This is a genomic window from Methylobacterium thuringiense (genome assembly GCF_022179645.1).
Classification (GTDB): Bacteria; Pseudomonadota; Alphaproteobacteria; order Rhizobiales; family Beijerinckiaceae; genus Methylobacterium; species Methylobacterium thuringiense.
The window spans coordinates 148,332-165,172 of sequence record NZ_BPRA01000002.1 but is presented as its reverse complement, the minus strand read 5'-3'; the positions used below and the strand labels follow the sequence as shown (position 1 = coordinate 165,172).

Here is a 16,841-nt window from a genome sequence, read left to right as displayed (position 1 = left end):
GAGGGGAGAGGGAACACGCGCGGAACCGTTCAAAAAAAATCACCACGGGTTGCTCCCTCCCGGGATTGCGGTGCCCGCCTCGATCCGGCGCCCTTGCTCGGCCTTCAGGCGCAGCTTGAGGAAGCGGCCGGGCTCGTCCGGCAAGGTCTGGAGCCAGAGCCGGTCGGGATGAATCTCGTGTGCCTCGAAGCTCTTGGTGACACGGCGCGCCTCGCGCTCGGGCGCGGCGGCGACCATGGCGGAGCCGGAGCCCTGGCGGCCGCGGCCGGCGGCGTCGCTGGCGGAGCCGCGGGCCTGGCCCTTGCCGGAATCGAGGGTGAGCTGCTCGGACTTGCCGCGGCGGGCGACGGGGCTGTTGCCAGGGATCGAGGCGCTCGATCCGGCCTCCTTGTTGCCGGCGAGACCTTCGCCGCTGGAGGTGGCCTTGATGTCGTCGTCCTTGTCCTGGTTCGTCGTCTTGTTGAAGCGGGCGCCGTACTGAGCCGAGGCGTTGGCGATGCCGCCGCCGTTGCCGCGGTCGATATCCTCCTGAATCAGCTTTGCGATCAGCGAGCGGTTGGCCTGGGCGTCGGCGTCGCGCGGGTTGAAGGCAAGGGCGTCGTCGTAGGCGTCGACCGCACCCTTCAGGTCCCCGGACCGGGCCAGCGCATTGCCGAGATTGTAGGCACCGCGGCGCCCTTGGGCGCGAAAGATCGGGATCGCCTCGGCGTAGCGGCCGGCCTCGTAGAGGGCTGCGGCATGCCAGTCAGGGTTGGACATGATGTCCGCCGCGATGTTCGGCAGGCCGCTCGCCATGAACAACCGCCCGAGCCCGGTGCGTGGCTCCGAGACCAGCGCGAGGGCCAGGGTGCCGGCGCCGGCCAGTCCGAGCCCGACGAGCCGGGCGTAGAGTCGCCAGCGGCGCGGAAATGCCGCAGCGCGAAACGGCAGGGCCGCCAAAAACTGCCTGTGGTCCGGGGCTGCGGCCATCACGCGCTCCGCCTGAAAAGAATCAGCGCCGGCAGCAGCGCCAGCAGCAGCAGCCAGCGCCCAAGATCCTGGAAGGCCAACACGCTGTAGCCGCCGGCAGCGAGGTGCTGGGCCGTGCTGGCCCCGACACGGTCGAGCACCGGCTCGGCGGAATCGACGTCTGCGACCCGTCCGCCGCCGTCGGAGGCGAGCCGGTCGAGGGCGGCGCGGTCGGGGCGCGGCGCGCCGGGGGCCAACGCCTTGCCGGCCGGCACGAACAGCGCGTGCAGGTGCCAACCCTTTTCGCGAATTGCTGCGGCCTCGCGCTCGGCCGCCTGCCCGACGCCGTCGCCATCGGTGATCAGCACCACGTCGGCTGCGACGACGTTCGCCTCGTCCAGGATCTTTCGCGCGAGGGTGAGGCCGCGCTCGGGGTGGCTGCCGCGATCGGGCACTGTTTCGGAATCGAGGGCGAACAGCGTCGTCGCGATCGCGTCGCGATCGGTGGTCGGAGAGACGGCGGTGTAGGCATCACCGGCATAGACCACGAGGGCGACGGAGCGGCTGCCCGCCGCCTGCGCCACCGCCTCGGCCGCCTGCCGCGCCTCCTTGAAGCGGCCGCCTTCGGTGACCGAGCGCGACAGGTCGAGCACCACGACGGTGGCGTCGAGGTTGCGAAAGGTCGAAGCATCGGGGCGCTCGTAGGCCGGCCCGGTCAGCGCCAGCGCGACGATCCCGGCCGCCACCGCCGCGACCACGTTGGCCTGCCGCCGCCCACCGAGCACGGCCCCGCGCCGTTGCATCATCGCCATCAGCGCGGGATCGACGGCCTTCACCCAATCGCCGAGGGGCGCCGAGCGCCAGGCGGCGCGGAGCGCGAGGAACGCGATCACGGGGATGGCGAGGAGCCAGAGGGGGCGGAGGAGGGCGTAGGTGTCGAAGCTCATGGCGCCACCGATCGGTCGCGACGGGGTAGCAGCCGGACGTGGCTCTCCTTCCCCCTGTGGGGAAGAGTTGGAGGTGGGGGTGGCTCCGCCAGCCGCCGACACAGGCCAGCGGAACCACCCCCACCCTCGGTCCCTCCCCACAAGGAGGAAGGAAGGGCGCCGCTAAAAACGCGATGAACTGCCGCCATCACGCGTCCCGCCTCACCGCGAGCAGCCCACACGCGCAGAGCAGCGCCAGCGCAGCCGGCCAGGGCCAGAGGTCGCGGCGGAGCGGCACGGGTGGCGCCTGGGCGCGGCCGCCCTCGAGCTGGTCGATGGAATCGGCGACGGCGTTGAGGTCGTCCGTGGTCTTGACCCGGAAGGCCCTGCCGCCGCTGACCTCGGCCATGTCGCGCAACGTATCGACGTCGACCACGTCCTGCTCGTTGTCGGGATTGTTCGCCATGTCGATCGGCCCCAGCGCGATCGTGTAGACCCGGACGCCGAGTTCCTTGGCCAGGGCGGCTACGTCCTTCGGCGAGGTCTGCCCGGCATTGTTGGCGCCATCGGAGAGCAGCACCACGACCTTGTCCGAGGCCGGCGGCGGGCCGTCGCCGTCGGCGCTCGCGATCTGGGCCGGGGCGAGGCGCTTCAGGGCGAGGCCGAGGCCGTCGCCGATGCCGGTGGAGCGCCCGACGAGGCCGATCGTCGCCTCCTCCAGCGTCCGCGCCACCGAGGCCGTGTCGAAGGTCGGCGCGGCGGCGACGTAGGCCTGGTCGGCGAAGGCGACGAGGCCGATCCGGTCGCCGGCCCGGCGGCGGATGAAGCCCGCGCCGACGCGCTTCACAGCCGCCAGCCGGCTCACGGTCTCGCCGTCGAGAGAAAAGTCCCGGCGCTCCATGCTGCCGGAGAGATCGAGGGTCAGGATGATCTCGCGGCCCGAGGCCGGCAGGGCGTTGGCCGAAAGCACGAGGCGCGGGCCGCTCAAGGCGACGACGAGGGCGGCCCAGAGCGTCCAGACCAGCCAGATCCGCCGCCGCCCGCGCGCGATCAGGCTCTCGCCGCGATCGGCCCCGCCGATGAGGGAGGGAGGCACGCGCAGCGCCCCGCTCGTACCCTCGCGCTCGGCCGGCATGAGGCGAGCGAAGACGAAGGGAGCAGCCAAGAGCAGCAGCGCGTAGGGCGCCGCGAGGTCGAAGGCCGAGACGAGGGCGGAGAGCCAGGACGGCATGTCACGCCTTGATCCGGGAGAAGAGACGGGCGAGTTCTGCGTCGATCGCGGCGGGGTCTGCAGCGACCGGTCGGCGATACAGGCCATCGACGAAGGCCTGGCCGGCGCCGCGGCTGAAGAAGTCGGTGGCGAAGGTGCCGTCGAGCTTTTGGGCCCAGGCCGTACCGCGAGTGGACGCGGCTTCCTCGCCGGCTATCGTACGGACGACCCGGCGCAGCAGCCGCGCCTGCTCCGTCAGCCGCGCCTGTGGCGCGAGGTTTCTCGCGACTGCGAGTTCACGCAGCGCGGCGCGGCGCACGGTAGAGCGCATCCGGGCGCGCAGGATCCGCGCGAGCCCGACGATCAGCGCGGCAGCGAAGCCAAGGGCAATCGCGGCGACGATCTCCCCCTGCAGGACGCTGCCGCCGCCGGTGGGCAAGTGCAGGCCGCGGAGGGTGGTGAGTTCCGGGTTCATCGCGGCGCCTCCCCCTCTCCCCGTATGCGGGGAGAGGCCTGCATGGACCTCGTCGTCCATGCAGGAAGCGGAGGCGAAGCCGAAGCGAGGGTGAGGGGGCGTCTCTGGATGTTACTCCTCCGGAAGCACCTCCTCACCTTCGGCTGCCGCCTCGCCGCGCCGACGATGAGGTCGTCGCGGCCCTCTCCCCGCCTCGCGGGGAGAGGGGATGCATCGGTGGTCGCGAGCGCATCACAGCATCGCATCGAGCCGCTCCATCAACGGCGCATACGCCTCGGGTCCGGTCTCGACGTCGATGCGCAGGCCCTCGATACCGCGGTGGTGCATCTCGGCGAGGCGGTCGTCGGCGGCCTTCGAGCCGGGCTCGGCGCGCTCGGCCTCGATGGTGCCGCGCTGCCCGTCCGGCATGGCGTAGGGATAGAACCCGGGAGCGCGCATGCGCTCGAAGGCGTCCGAGACCAGCAGGAGACGGATCGAGAGGCGCTCGGCCAGGACCGTGAGCACGTTGTCGAAATCCGCGCCCGGCGCATCGAGGGCGGTCGCCATGACGAGGTGACCGCCGGAGGGCAGCAGCGAGCGCGCGAGGTTCAGGATCGGGCCGAGCGGCGGGTCGTCCGTGGCCGAGGCCGCCAAGGCGACGGCATGGGCCTGGGCCATGGCGCCGGTGACGGCGGTCATGGCGCGCTCGCCACCGCTGGGGCGGATCACCACGGGCTCGCCCGTACCGGCGACGATCAGTCCGACACGGCCGCCGTCGCCGACCACGCGCCAGCCGAGGAGGGCCAACGCCTCCGCCGCCGCGACCGAGCGGAGCGCCCGGCGGGTGCCGAACAGCATCGACGGCCGAAAGTCGACGAGCAGGACCACGGTGCGGTCGCGCTCGTCGTGATGGGTGCGCACATGCAACTCACCGGTGCGCGCGGTGGCGTTGCGGTCGATGAAGCGCATGTCGTCGCCCTCCGACCACAGCCGCACGTCGTCGGGCTCCGAGCCGCGCCCGCGCTTCTTGGTGACGATGCCGCCCGGCAGGCCGGCCAGCGTACGCGAGGCCGGCGAGACGCCGCGCCGGGCGAGATGGCGCAAGCCCATCAGCGTCTCGCCGGAGAGGTGGATTCCGGAGGCCTGATAGGGGTCGGTGGTGGGCGCCGCCGAACCGGACATGATTCAGAGCGCCCGCGTCTGCGCCACGAGCCCTTCGATGATGCTCCGCGCCGTGCGGCCCTCGGCGGCCGCGCGCCATGTCAGGCCGATGCGGTGGGCGAGGGCGTCGCTGGCGAGCGCCGCGATGTCCTCCGGGATGACGTGGTCGCGGCCATGCAGGTAGGCGCGGGCCTTGCCGGCGACCATCAGGGCGAGGGTGCCGCGCGGCGAGGCCGGATGCTCGATCGCGGCGCGCAGTTCCTTCGAGACGGATTCGTTGCGGGTGCCGGCGACGATGCGGACGAGATAATCCTTGAGCGCGGGCGAGACGTAGGTGGCGAGCGCCGCTTCGCGCGCGGCGAGGATTTCCTCGACCGAGAGTTTCACGGCGATCGGCTCGGCGTGATGGTTCAGCTCGCCCTCGACGAGGTCGAGAATCTTCCGCTCGGAGGCCTCGTCCGGCATCTCGACGACGACGTGGAGCAGGAAGCGGTCGAGCTGGGCCTCCGGCAGCGGAAACGTGCCGGCATGTTCAATGGGGTTCTGCGTCGCCACCACCATGAAGGGGTCGGGCAGCTTGTGGGTATGGCCGGCTACCGTGATCTGGCTCTCGGCCATGGATTCGAGCAGGGCCGACTGCACCTTGGGCGGCGCGCGGTTCACCTCGTCCACCAGAATAAGAGAATGGAACAGCGGGCCGGGCAGAAACTCGAAAATCCCGGCATCCTGGCGCCACACCGTCGTGCCGGTGAGATCGGCGGGCATCAGGTCCGGCGTGCACTGGACGCGGGCGAAGGAGCCGTCGAGCCCCTCCGAGAGCCGCTTGACCGCGCGGGTCTTGGCGAGACCCGGCGCGCCCTCGATCAGGAGGTGGCCGCCACCTAGCAGGCCGATCAGAAGACGCTCGACGAGGCCGGTGCAGCCGATCAGCCCGTGTTCGAGGCCGTCGCGCAGGGCGAAGATGCGGGAACGCAGGTGGTCGTCGGCGGGGCTGGGCGCCGCCGCAGGACGCTCGGCCAGGGTCGCGCCGCTCATGAGCGCTTCGTCCGATGGGACAGGACCGGTCCGATCACCCGCATGATACGCGTCTCCTCGTTGTGGTTTCTTAGGAGGACCACATTCAGCGGATGTGCCCGTTGCTGCGGGCGCACGTCAATCCCGGGTTGGATCGGCAAACATCGATCGGTCAATTTGCCCGAAGGCGGGATCGGCCGCGTCGGCCTTCACCGAAACGTCACACGGCTCCACCATCAGAGCGGAATGCCCGGTCCCTTCACCGTCGCCACGCCCGAAGCGCTGAATTCGGCGATCAGCTTGGCCGTCGCCTTCGGCCTCGGCACCGTCATCGGCGCCGAGCGGCAGTATCGGCAGCGGACGGCGGGGCTGCGCACCGCCGTGCTCGTCTCGGTGGGGGCTTCCGCGTTCGTCGATCTCGGCATGCGGCTCACCGGCAGCGAGGGGGCGGTGCGCACCGTGGCCTACGTGATCTCCGGCATCGGCTTCCTCGGCGCCGGCGTCATCATGAAGGAGGGCATGAACGTGCGCGGCCTCAACACGGCCGCCACGCTCTGGTGCTCGGCCGCGGTCGGCGCCTTCGCCGGGGCCGACCTGCCGCTGGAGGCCTGCTTCGTCGCCGTCGCGGTACTCGCCGGCAACACGCTGTTGCGCCCGCTGGTGAACCTCATCAACCGCATCCCGATCGACGAGAGTGCAACCGAGGCGACCTATGAGGTGCAGGTGACGACAGAGGCCGAGACCGCCGGACCGGCGCGCGACCTTTTGGTCGAGCGGCTGGAGGCGGCCTCCTATCCGGTCAGCGGCGTCGAGGTAGAGGAGCGCGGCGACGAGGTGGTCGAGGTCGTCGCAACGCTCACCGCGACGGCGGTCGACTCTAAAGAGTTGGACGCCGTGGTTGCCGAACTCGCGGCACAGCCCGGCATTCGCCACGCCACCTGGTCGGTGCAGACGGGCGACTGAACGCGCACCCGATCCTGTGCGCCGGCACACGGGCCATCGCCGGCTGCGGCCTTCCCCTGCGACGCGTCCGCACCAATCTGCCCGTCAGCGGACCGATCCTTGAACTCGGTTACGCAGGAGACGGAACCATGGCGAACTCACAGAAGAATGCGCTCATCGTCGGGGCGTCGCGCGGGCTCGGACTCGGACTCGTCGAGACCTTCCTGACGCGCGGCTGGCGCGTCACCGCGACCCAGCGCAAGGCCTCGCCGGACCTGGCGAAGCTCCGGACCGGCGCCCTCACCATCGAAACGGCCGATATCGACGACGATGCCGCCGTCGTCGCGCTGCATGGCCGGCTGAGCTCCCAAAAATTCGATCTGGTCTTCGTGGTCGCCGGAGTTGCGACGCAGGCGCACGATCCGCTGCACGAAGTCCCGCGCGATGTCGCGGCCCAGGTCTACCTCACCAATGCGGTCAGCCCGATCCGCTTCGCCGAGGTCTTCGCCGACACGGTCGCGCCGGGCGGCACCCTCGCATTCATGAGCTCCATCCTCGGTAGCGTCGGACTCAACGAGAGCGGCGGCTGGGAGAATTACCGGGCGAGCAAGGCCGCGCTGAACACCAATGCCCGCAGCTTCGAAATCCGCCACCGCGAGCGGCCATTCGGCGTGCTGCTGCTGCATCCGGGCTGGGTGCGCACCGAGATGGGCGGCGCGGACGCGGATATCGACGTCGATACGAGCGTCACCGGCATGGCCGACGTGATCGAACGCCGTCTCGGCGAGCCCGGTGTGGCCTATCTCGACTACACGGGGGAGACGCTCGCTTGGTAGGTCGTCGCTCCGCCGCCGGAGAATCGGCCACGTCTCCGGCGGCCTGCGGCGTCTCTTATGATGGGAAACGGCCGCCGGATCGGGCTTCGGCATGGCTGCGAGGGCGAATTCCACACGATTGCCTCCGCGAAAACCACTGAGTCACCGATGCGGCGAGAGGGCGCAGATGCGCTTCTGGCACACGCAACCTGGGTTCCAATGGCGATCTCCGGTTGAATACGACCGGACCGCTTACGCGCTCCTTACCGCACTGCACGGGATAATTCGGCAAATTCCGACCGGCGGAACTGGTAGGAATCGGTAAAGGTCGAGCGCCTGGATCATAGCGTATCGCCCCGCTGGAACGGCACATGCTATCCGTGCATGCGGTTGCGCAAAATGCCTATACGGAAATTTCTACCGGAAATTCGTTATAGTGCGCTGCAACATAAGAATTGTGGGTGGCACGTTCAGCTTGGCCGTTGAGTTTTCGTTCATCACGACTTGACCGTGCCTTCGACGCAGCTTGCGGAAGCGAGTTGACGGCGTCCGATTTTTTCTTAGAGTTCGTTCAAGCTTCGGTTTCAGCGGGGCCGCCCAGGGATGGCGGTTCTTGCCCGGAAAGGCCTTAAACACAGTGCGTTGAGGGTTCTCTCGCGAGCTGCCGAAGCGAAATTCGATCCCTGTCGCAAACAGCAGGCCGATCCACGTCCACGGCATCATGCCGAAGGTCGCGGAGTAATGGCTTGCCGGAGGAATCCATGAGAGCGGTACACCTTCTCGCACTTGGTGCGGGCATCGCGATTGCGACGCCGGCCATGGCCAACGAAAGCGTTCTGAAGTCCATCGCCAACCCGGCGGAGCAGGCGCTTCAGACCGTCGATTACGCCAACACGCGCTATTCGAAGCTCGATCAGATCAACGCCTCCAACGTGAAGAACCTCCAGGTTGCCTGGACCTTCTCCACCGGCGTTCTGCGTGGTCACGAGGGTTCGCCTCTCGTGGTCGGCAACATGATGTACGTCCACACCCCCTTCCCGAACATCGTCTACGCGCTGGACCTCGACCAGGGCTCGAAGATCGTCTGGAAGTACGAGCCCAAGCAGGATCCGTCCGTGATCCCGGTCATGTGCTGCGACACGGTCAACCGTGGTCTCGCCTATGCCGACGGCACGATCCTCCTGCACCAGGCCGACACCACCCTCGTCTCGCTCGACGCGAAGACCGGCAAGGTCAACTGGTCCGTCAAGAACGGCGACCCGTCCAAGGGTGAGACCAACACCGCCACCGTTCTCCCGGTGAAGGACAAGGTCATCGTCGGCATTTCGGGTGGTGAGTTCGGCGTGCAGTGCCACGTCACCGCTTACAACCTGAAGGACGGCAAGAAGGCCTGGCGCGCCTACTCGGTCGGCACCGACGACCAGCTGCTCATCGACCCCGAGAAGACCACCGACATGGGCAAGCCCATCGGCAAGGACTCCTCGATCAAGACCTGGGAAGGCGACCAGTGGAAGACCGGCGGCGGCTGCACCTGGGGCTGGTTCTCCTACGACCCCAAGCTGGACCTGTTCTACTACGGCTCGGGCAACCCCTCGACCTGGAACCCCAAGCAGCGTCCGGGCGACAACAAGTGGTCGATGACCGTGTTCGGTCGTAACCCCGATACCGGCGTCGCCAAGTGGGTCTACCAGATGACCCCGCACGACGAGTGGGACTTCGACGGCATCAACGAGATGATCCTCACGGATCAGAAGGTCGACGGCAAGGAGCGCCCGCTCCTGACCCACTTCGACCGTAACGGCTTCGGCTACACCCTCGATCGCGCCACCGGCGAGCTGCTGGTCGCCGAGAAGTACGATCCGGCCGTGAACTGGGCCACCAAGGTCGACCTCAAGACCGGTCGTCCGCAGGTTGTCTCCAAGTACTCGACCGAGCAGAACGGTGAAGACGTGAACTCGAAGGGCATCTGCCCGGCGGCTCTCGGCTCCAAGGACCAGCAGCCTGCGGCCTACTCGCCGAAGACCTCGCTGTTCTACGTGCCGACTAACCACGTCTGCATGGACTACGAGCCCTTCAAGGTCTCCTACACCCCGGGTCAGCCTTATGTCGGCGCCACCCTGTCGATGTACCCCGCGCCGAACAGCCATGGCGGCATGGGTAACTTCATCGCCTGGGACGGCGTCAACGGTAAGATCAAGTGGTCGAACCCCGAGCAGTTCTCCGCCTGGGGCGGTGCACTCGCAACGGCCGGCGACGTGGTCTTCTACGGCACGCTCGAAGGTTACCTGAAGGCCGTCGACGCCAAGACGGGTAAGGAACTCTACAAGTTCAAGACCCCGTCGGGCATCATCGGCAACGTGATGACCTACGAGCACAAGGGCAAGCAGCACATCGGCGTCCTGTCGGGCGTCGGCGGCTGGGCAGGCATCGGCCTCGCGGCCGGTCTGACCGACCCGAATGCCGGCCTCGGCGCAGTGGGCGGCTACGCCGCCCTCTCGAGCTACACCAACCTCGGTGGTCAGCTCACCGTGTTCGCTCTGCCGAACAACTAAGCCGCACGTAACGCATGACTAAGAGATGCCGGCGCGGGTTTCCGCGCCGGCATCTTTATGATTATGTCCTTAAGTCAAAGGTTGTCGCGGCCGCTTATGTTGCAGCGCAACAAAAACACTGGGAGAAACTCGTTGCGTTACACGAACAAGTCCGCGCTCCGGATGGCCGTAGCCGTCCTTGCTCTCGGGACGATCTCGTCCGTGGCCGTTCGCGCGGAAGATGCTAAGCCCGCCAACGCCGAACTGGCCAACAAGCTCGATCCGAATGCCAAGGAACTCGACGACAAGGTTCTCGCTGCCAGCGCGGCCACTGCGGTCGACGGCGGCAAGTACAAGGACAAGGCAGGCGATCCGACCTTCCACATCACCAGCGACGGCAAGAAAGTCGACTGGTTCACGTATTCCGGCTACCGCCGCTATCACGCCGAATGCCACGTCTGCCACGGCCCGGACGCCATGGGTTCGACCTATGCGCCCGCCCTCAAGGACAGCCTGAAGCATCTGAGCTACAGCGAGTTCATGGGAATCCTCGCCGGCGGCAAGCAGGACGTGAGCTCGTCGGACCAGAAGGTCATGCCGGCCTTTGCCGACAACAAGAACGTGATGTGCTACGCAGACGATCTCTACGTCTACTTGCGCGCTCGCGCCTCCGGCGCCTGGGGACGCGCACGTCCCGGCGAGAAGGAAGAGAAGCCGGACTCGGCCAAGGCGACCGAAAAGGATTGCCTGGGCGGCTGATGATCATCCGCGCACCGTTCAAGGCTGCGCTCGGCGCGCTCCTGCTGTTTTCGGCAGGGGCGCGCGACGCGTTTGCGCAGCATCTTCCCGATCTCGTCACCACCGACGTCCTGCGCGTCTGCTCGGACCCCGGCAACATGCCGTTCTCCGAACGCAAGGGCGACGGTTTCGAGAACAAGATCGCAGAGATCATTGCCGACGAGCTGAAGGTAAAGCTCCGCTACTACTGGCTGACGCAAGGCCCCGGCTTCGTCCGCAACACGCTCGGTACAGGTCTGTGCGACGTCATCATCGGCACGTCCGGCGGCGACATCATCCAGCCGACGAACCCCTATTACCGCTCTGCCTACGCCCTCATCTCCCGCCGAGGTGAACTGGCCGGAGTGACCTCGCTCGATGATCCGAAACTCAAGGGCAAGGAGATCGGACTGATCGCGGGAACGCCGCCAGCCAACCGGATCGGCGAACTCGGGATGACGAGCAAGACCCACTCCTACACCCCGTATTCGTTCGGCGCGGACCGTAAATTCCAGACGGTCGCCGCCGAGGTGATTGCCGACGTCGCATCGAAGAAGCTTGATGTCGCGATCCTCTGGGGACCATCCGGCGGCTGGCTGGCCAAGCAGAGCGGCGTGGAGATGGACGTCGTGCCGCTGCTGAAGGAACCGGACCGGCCACCCATGGCCTTCCGGGTTTCCATGGGTGTGCGCCAGAACGAAAACGACTGGAAGCGAAGCCTCAATACGGCACTTCGCAAGCGCAAGGCCGACATCGAGAAGGTGTTGCGCGCGTACGAGGTGCCGCTTCTCGACGAGGAAGAGAACAAGCCCCTGCAATCCTCGAACGAGTGAACACGGCCGGACCGCATAGCGGCCCGGCTCACGCCAGCGGCGTGATGCCCGCGCGATCGAGCTTGGCCAGCGCTTCGCTGACCGTCTCGCCGCCGATGACGAGATCCGGCGCTATTTCCACGAGCGGTACCAGTACGAAGGCGCGCTCGCGCACGAACCGGTGCGGCAACACCAGCCGCTCGTCGCTGACCTCGGCCCCTTCGTAGGACAACACATCGATATCGATGCGGCGAGGCCCCCAGCGGCGTTCGCGCACGCGGCCGAGCGCGGCCTCGATGGCCAGCCCGGCTTCCAGCAGATCATGCGGCGTCAGGTCGGTGTCGACTCCGAGCGTCGCGTTCAGGAACCAGTCTTGATCAGTGTCACCCCAGGGCGGCGTGCGATAATCGCGCGAGCGGGCGACGACGCGGATACCCGGTGTCTTGCCGAGCCGCGTCACCGCCTCCGCGAGCATCGCCGCCTTGTCGCCGACATTGCTGCCGAGGCCGAGATAGGCGCGTGTCATCGTGCGGCCCCCGTTCGGAACCGGGTGATCTCGACGCCGACGCCGTCGATGACCGCAGCCACCGGCGCACTCGGCTTGTCGACCCGCACGGTCGCCCGCGCGATCATCGGGAAGCGCGAAAGAATCTCGGCTGCGATCGATTCGGCCAGGGCTTCGATCAGGGCGAAGCGCTTCTTCGACGCGATCTCGACGGCGATCTCGGTGAGGTCGGCGTAGCTGACGGTATGGGCGACGTCGTCCGAGGCCCCCGCCTGCGAGAGATCGAGCCCGCAATCGAGCGAGAGGTAGAAGCGCTGGCCAAGCCGCGCCTCTTCGGCCAGGACGCCGTGATAGGCGAAGACCGCGATGCGGTGGACGAGGATACGATCAGCCACGGATTGCTTCCGGACGCATCACGGCGTCGACGACGCGAAGGGCTTCGACATGCGGGCGCACTTCGTGGACGCGCAGGATGTCGGCGCCGAGGGTGCCGGCCAGGACATGGGCGGCGATCGAGCCGAACAGGCGGTCTCCCGGATCGGTCTCCTTGTCGTGGAGCCGGCCGAGCAGAGATTTACGTGAGACGCCGACGAGGAGCGGGAAGCCGAGCGCCCTGATCTCCGGCAGCCGCCGCAGCGCCTCGAGATGCTGCTGCCAGGACTTCCCGAAGCCGATACCCGGATCGAGCGCAATCGCCGCATCGGGGATGCCGGCGCGCCGGGCGATGGACAACGAGCGCTCGAAGAACGCCAGCATGTCACTGATGATGTCGATGCCCGGATCGATGGTTTCGCGGTTGTGCATCGCGATGACCGGCGCACCGTGGTCGGCCGCCACCCGGGCGATGTCGGGGTCACGCTGCAGACCCCAGACGTCGTTGACGATGGCGGCGCCGGCCCTCAAGGCGGCACCCGCCGTCGAGGCCTTGTAGGTATCGATGGAGATCGGGACGGCGAGCCGTCCGGCCAGCGCCGCGATCACCGGGACGACGCGGGCCTGCTCGTCCTCGGCCGAGACCGGGACATGGCCGGGCCGGGTCGATTCGCCGCCGATATCCACCAGCGCCGCGCCCTCGGCGACGAGGGCTTCAGCCTGTGCGCGCGCCGCCTCGGGTTTCTCGAACTTGCCGCCGTCCGAAAACGAATCCGGCGTCACGTTGAGGATACCCATGACGAGGCAGCGCCGACCGAGACCGGGCAGCAGATCGGACAAGCTTCGGCTTTGGGCCGGGGACGCAAGGGGAGGGGACACGAAAGCTCCGGCGGGACACTCGAGCGCGGTCATGCCCTGCCCGGGTCTATCCGGCAATGTCTCGATGATCGCTCCGGAATTCCAGACCCCAGTGACAACGTTTTCGATCTACGACGATCATAGAACCGATAAGGACATGGCGGTTGTTCCGGGCTCGCCTACGACGACCCGGAACAACCGACGAAGCCTTCTCAAGCGCCACCGCGGTAGCAGCGGATCTCGGCCTCCGCCTGGGCGCGGCGCAGATCCGCGACCTTGTCCTCGTACATCTTGGTGGCCCTGAAGGCATTCTGGCGCTGGCCGCCGGCACCCTGGCGCATCGACAGGATCGTGCTCGCCGAGACGTACTTGTCGTAGGGCAGGATCGCGGCGAGCTGGTCCACCGAGCAGGAGCACTTCTCCATCGCCTCGCGGGTCTGGCCATTCGCGGCCATGCAGCCGAAGACGTAGTCCACGCGCGCATCGGTCGGATAGTCGTTCTCGGTACCCTCGGCGGACGCCGATCCCGCCAAGGCGGCAAGGCAAGCGAAAGTGGCGACGCCTTTAACCAGCGTTCTGATCATAGTTCACCGTCTCCTCGAGAAGTTCTCCGCCATCCGGCTTCTTGGCCTGCGCCTCGATCGAGACGATCTCGCCCGGAACCTCCGGCGAGGTGACGAAGGTGTAGGTGATCTTGTCGAAACCGCGCATCCGGTCGGTCAGCGGATCGCCGACGAAGGGGCTGGTCACGATCTTCCAGCCATCGATCTGACGACCCTTGAAGTCAATTTTCGTCGCCGTGATCGTGGACTTGTCGCGAAGCCCCTTGCGGATGGCATTCTTGATGTAACGCGGGTTCGCTTCGAGCAAAGCAGCAAGGCCCTTGAGATGGTTCTCGAGGAACAGCGGCAGGATCGGATTGCCTGGCATGTCCTCGAACGGGCCGGCCGGCGCGCGGTTCGCGCCCGAAAACATCTGCACTTGGATGTCGCGATTCTCGGCGGTCTTGCCCGGCTCGATCTTGAGCTTGATCTCGTCGTCGAGCGGCGGTCCGTAGGGGCCACGCGTGATGCCGCTGCGCCGGACATAAGCGTAGCGGATGGTACTGCCCGGCTGGGTGTTCTTCATCTGCGGCTGGTCGAACAGCACGTCCGACGGATCAGGCGTAGCCGGGACCGCGGCCTTCGTGGGCGCGGGCGTGTCGGTCGGTTGCGCGTCGGCAAGCGACGGAAGGAAGGCCAGGGCGAGAGCCGAGGCGAGGACGATCGGTTTCAAAGCGGTGCCTTTTCCTTGAGGGGAGATTGCACATTGCTCCCGATGGTCCGGTATATGTAGTCCGGCGGGTTTTCGGCAGCCTCCTCCGTGGCCAATTCACGCATCTTCGCGTGAAGCGGCGAGAGCGAGCAGGCTGGATCGGTCGCGGCGGCATCGCCTGTAAGAGCCAGGGCCTGGCAACGGCAGCCGCCCCAATCCTTCTCGCGCCGGTCGCAGGAGCGGCAGGGCTCCTTCATCCAAGAGGTGCCGCGATAGGCGTTGAAGGCCGGAGACTGCGTCCAGATCTCGCCGAGGGAATGATCGGTGACGTACCAGAACTCGAGATTGGGGATCGTCTCGGCCGCGTGGCAAGGCAGGACCTTCCCCTGCGGCGTGACGTTCATGAGCTTGCGGCCCCAGCCGCCGGCGCAGGCCTTGGGGTACTTCGCGTAGTAATCCGGCACGACGAGATCGATGACGAGTTCGCCTTTGAGCCGCTCGCGCGCCGCCTCGACGATGCGGATCGACTCGTCGACCTGGGCTTTGTTCGGCATCAGCGAGGCACGGTTCACGAAAGCCCAGCCATAATACTGGGTGTGGGCGACCTCCAGCCGCTTGGCCCCCAGCTTGACCGCAAGATCGATGAAGCCCGGCACCTCGTGGATGTTGCCGCGATGGATCACCGAATTCAGCGTCAGCGGCAGGCCGAGTTCGGTGACGCGCGCCGCGAACTGCATCTTCTGCGGCTGGGCGTTCTTCAGGCCGCCGATCTTCTCGGCGTTGGCCGCATCGACGCCCTGCACCGACAGCTGCACGTGATCGAGGCCAGCATCGTAGAGCGCATCGAGCTTGCTCAGAGCACCGCCGACACCGGAGGTGATGAGGTTCGAATACAGGCCGAGTTCGGCGCATTTTGCCGTGATCTCGACGATGTCGTTGCGCGCCGTCGGCTCGCCGCCGGAGAGATGCACATGCAGCACGCCGAGCTTCGAGGCCTCGGTCAGCACCCGCAGCCACGTCGCCGTGTCGAGCTCCGCCGAGCGCCGGTCGAGCTCCATCGGATTGGAGCAGTACGGGCAACGCAGCGGACAGCGATGGGTCAGCTCGGCGAGCAGGCCCACGGGCGCCGGGATGACTTCGGCGGGGACGAGTGCGGGTGTCGGTGCGTTCATCGCTCCAGGACCCTCTTCTGTGCGAGTTCGGCCAACATCGTGCCGATGTCGGCCTCGATGAGGGAACGGTCGGCAGCGTAGTTGGCTGCAAGCTCGCCCGCGATGTCGCCGACCGAGCGCTTGCCGTCGACAAGCTTCAGGACCGCCACGGCGTTGTCGTCGAGATCGAAGGTGCGTTCGGGCGCGAGCAGCACGTGCTTTTCGCGGACATCGTCGAAGCGCAGACGCACGCCACGCGGCAGGCGCGGCACGTCACTGCCGACGAAAGGGCCATGTTTACCCCCCGCAGGCGCCGTCGTCTTCTCCGCGACGAGGCCTTCGCCCGGCTGCCAAGCCTCCGGCGGTACCATGCCGGGGGCGACATAGGCGAAGTAGAGCGCGTCGAGCTGCGTCCAGAGCACGGTGCACTTGAAGGTCAGCGCCGCCATCGCCTTGCGCTGAAGCTCCGGCGTGGTGGCGTGCTGCTTGACGTATTCGAGGGCGAAATCGGCGTCGCGCGGCGCCTGGGTCAGGCGCTTCTCGAAGTAGGCGAGCGTGTCCTTGGTGATGAAGTCGTAGTTCTTCAGCATCCCGGCGACGCGCTCGGAGATGATCGTCGGCGAGAACATCTCGGTGAGCGAAGAAGCGATCGCCTCCAGCAGCGGCTTCTCGGCCACGAAATGCACATAGGCCTCGACGGAGAATTTCGTCGCCGAGAGGATGCCCTTCGTCGACAGCACGTAATCGCGCGAAAAGCCGACGCCCTCGGCGAGCTTGAGCCAACGCTCGATGCCGCCGTCGCCCGGCGCGTCGCCGTCATGGTCGACGATCCGCTGGCGCCAGATCCGGCGCAGCTGTGCGTCCTGCATCCGTGCGAGGACGGCGGCGTCCTTCACCGGGATCATCGCCTGATAATAGTAGCGGTTGAGTGCCCAGGCCCGAACCTGATCCTTGTTCAGCTTGCCGTCGTGCAGCAGGCGGTGGAACGGATGCAGGTTGTGGTAGCGGCGCGCACCGATGTCGCGCAGCGCCGCCTCGAGCTCGTCGGGGCTCAGGAGCCGCTGGTCTTCGTCGGCTGCCGGGGTCGGGAAAATCGCGGTCATGGCGTCGT

18 protein-coding genes are annotated in these 16,841 nt (G+C 67.3%); 5 read left to right on the top strand and 13 right to left on the bottom strand.

Features of this window, described 5'->3' with window-relative positions:
• Window positions 1-39: 39 nt before the first annotated feature.
• From MFF07_RS02820 to MFF07_RS02795, 6 genes are all read right to left on the bottom strand, one after another.
• On the bottom strand, window positions 40-969 hold the full coding sequence (locus MFF07_RS02820) for a tetratricopeptide repeat protein (protein WP_238230618.1): 930 nt from the start codon (window positions 967-969) through the stop codon (window positions 40-42).
• Window positions 969-1,895 (bottom strand): VWA domain-containing protein, encoded by a 927-nt coding sequence (locus tag MFF07_RS02815; protein WP_238230616.1) that lies wholly within the window; start codon window positions 1,893-1,895, stop codon window positions 969-971. The genes MFF07_RS02820 and MFF07_RS02815 overlap by 1 nt, the downstream gene beginning before the upstream one ends.
• A 187-nt stretch (window positions 1,896-2,082) precedes the next feature.
• Window positions 2,083-3,105 carry a VWA domain-containing protein gene (locus tag MFF07_RS02810; protein WP_147817098.1) on the bottom strand — a complete coding sequence of 341 codons (1,023 nt, stop codon included), beginning with the start codon at window positions 3,103-3,105 and terminating at the stop codon, window positions 2,083-2,085.
• Window position 3,106: 1 nt separating this feature from the next.
• On the bottom strand, window positions 3,107-3,559 hold the full coding sequence (locus MFF07_RS02805; RefSeq protein ID WP_147817097.1) for a DUF4381 domain-containing protein: 453 nt from the start codon (window positions 3,557-3,559) through the stop codon (window positions 3,107-3,109).
• Window positions 3,560-3,790: 231 nt separating this feature from the next.
• Window positions 3,791-4,720 (bottom strand): DUF58 domain-containing protein, encoded by a 930-nt coding sequence (locus MFF07_RS02800; RefSeq protein WP_238230615.1) that lies wholly within the window; start codon window positions 4,718-4,720, stop codon window positions 3,791-3,793.
• Between the two features lie 3 nt (window positions 4,721-4,723).
• The gene (locus MFF07_RS02795; RefSeq protein ID WP_147817095.1) at window positions 4,724-5,734 is read right to left on the bottom strand and encodes an AAA family ATPase; all 1,011 of its coding nucleotides are present in this window, start codon (window positions 5,732-5,734) and stop codon (window positions 4,724-4,726) included.
• Between the two features lie 225 nt (window positions 5,735-5,959).
• Between MFF07_RS02795 and MFF07_RS02790 the strand changes: the two genes are divergently transcribed.
• The 5 genes from MFF07_RS02790 (at window position 5,960) to xoxJ (ending at window position 11,611) form a co-directional block, all read left to right on the top strand.
• On the top strand, window positions 5,960-6,676 hold the full coding sequence (locus MFF07_RS02790) for an MgtC/SapB family protein (RefSeq protein ID WP_147817094.1): 717 nt from the start codon (window positions 5,960-5,962) through the stop codon (window positions 6,674-6,676).
• 128 nt (window positions 6,677-6,804) lie between these two features.
• A complete protein-coding gene (locus MFF07_RS02785; protein WP_147817093.1) occupies window positions 6,805-7,491 on the top strand; it encodes an SDR family oxidoreductase in 687 nt (228 codons plus the stop codon).
• 740 nt (window positions 7,492-8,231) lie between these two features.
• Window positions 8,232-10,022 carry a lanthanide-dependent methanol dehydrogenase XoxF1 gene (xoxF1, locus tag MFF07_RS02780; protein WP_147817092.1) on the top strand — a complete coding sequence of 597 codons (1,791 nt, stop codon included), beginning with the start codon at window positions 8,232-8,234 and terminating at the stop codon, window positions 10,020-10,022.
• A 162-nt stretch (window positions 10,023-10,184) separates the two neighbouring features.
• Window positions 10,185-10,760 carry a c-type cytochrome, methanol metabolism-related gene (locus tag MFF07_RS02775; protein ID WP_147817103.1) on the top strand — a complete coding sequence of 192 codons (576 nt, stop codon included), beginning with the start codon at window positions 10,185-10,187 and terminating at the stop codon, window positions 10,758-10,760.
• Complete coding sequence (gene xoxJ, locus MFF07_RS02770; protein ID WP_147817091.1) at window positions 10,760-11,611, top strand: rare earth element methanol dehydrogenase accessory protein XoxJ; 852 nt, start codon at window positions 10,760-10,762, stop codon at window positions 11,609-11,611. The genes MFF07_RS02775 and xoxJ overlap by 1 nt, the downstream gene beginning before the upstream one ends.
• Window positions 11,612-11,639: 28 nt before the next feature.
• On the opposite strand, the gene folK is transcribed toward xoxJ, so the two are convergent.
• The 7 genes from folK to pqqC all read right to left on the bottom strand — a co-directional run bounded on the left by folK (window position 11,640) and on the right by pqqC (window position 16,833).
• Window positions 11,640-12,116 (bottom strand): 2-amino-4-hydroxy-6-hydroxymethyldihydropteridine diphosphokinase, encoded by a 477-nt coding sequence (gene folK, locus MFF07_RS02765; protein ID WP_147817090.1) that lies wholly within the window; start codon window positions 12,114-12,116, stop codon window positions 11,640-11,642.
• Window positions 12,113-12,490: a dihydroneopterin aldolase gene (gene folB, locus MFF07_RS02760; protein ID WP_147817089.1), complete on the bottom strand. Its 378-nt coding sequence runs from the start codon at window positions 12,488-12,490 to the stop codon at window positions 12,113-12,115. The genes folK and folB overlap by 4 nt, the downstream gene beginning before the upstream one ends.
• On the bottom strand, window positions 12,483-13,265 hold the full coding sequence (gene folP, locus MFF07_RS02755; RefSeq protein ID WP_238230674.1) for a dihydropteroate synthase: 783 nt from the start codon (window positions 13,263-13,265) through the stop codon (window positions 12,483-12,485). The genes folB and folP overlap by 8 nt, the downstream gene beginning before the upstream one ends.
• A gap of 272 nt (window positions 13,266-13,537) precedes the next feature.
• Entirely contained in the window at window positions 13,538-13,909 is a 372-nt protein-coding gene (locus MFF07_RS02750; RefSeq protein ID WP_147817087.1) for a hypothetical protein, read from the bottom strand.
• Entirely contained in the window at window positions 13,890-14,600 is a 711-nt protein-coding gene (locus tag MFF07_RS02745; RefSeq protein ID WP_238230613.1) for a hypothetical protein, read from the bottom strand. The genes MFF07_RS02750 and MFF07_RS02745 overlap by 20 nt, the downstream gene beginning before the upstream one ends.
• Window positions 14,597-15,751 (bottom strand): pyrroloquinoline quinone biosynthesis protein PqqE, encoded by a 1,155-nt coding sequence (pqqE, locus tag MFF07_RS02740; protein WP_147817085.1) that lies wholly within the window; start codon window positions 15,749-15,751, stop codon window positions 14,597-14,599. The genes MFF07_RS02745 and pqqE overlap by 4 nt, the downstream gene beginning before the upstream one ends.
• Window positions 15,748-16,833, bottom strand: a complete 1,086-nt coding sequence (pqqC, locus tag MFF07_RS02735) for a pyrroloquinoline-quinone synthase PqqC (RefSeq protein WP_147817084.1) — start codon at window positions 16,831-16,833, stop codon at window positions 15,748-15,750. Before pqqC ends, pqqE begins: the two co-directional genes overlap by 4 nt.
• Window positions 16,834-16,841 lie beyond the last annotated feature (8 nt).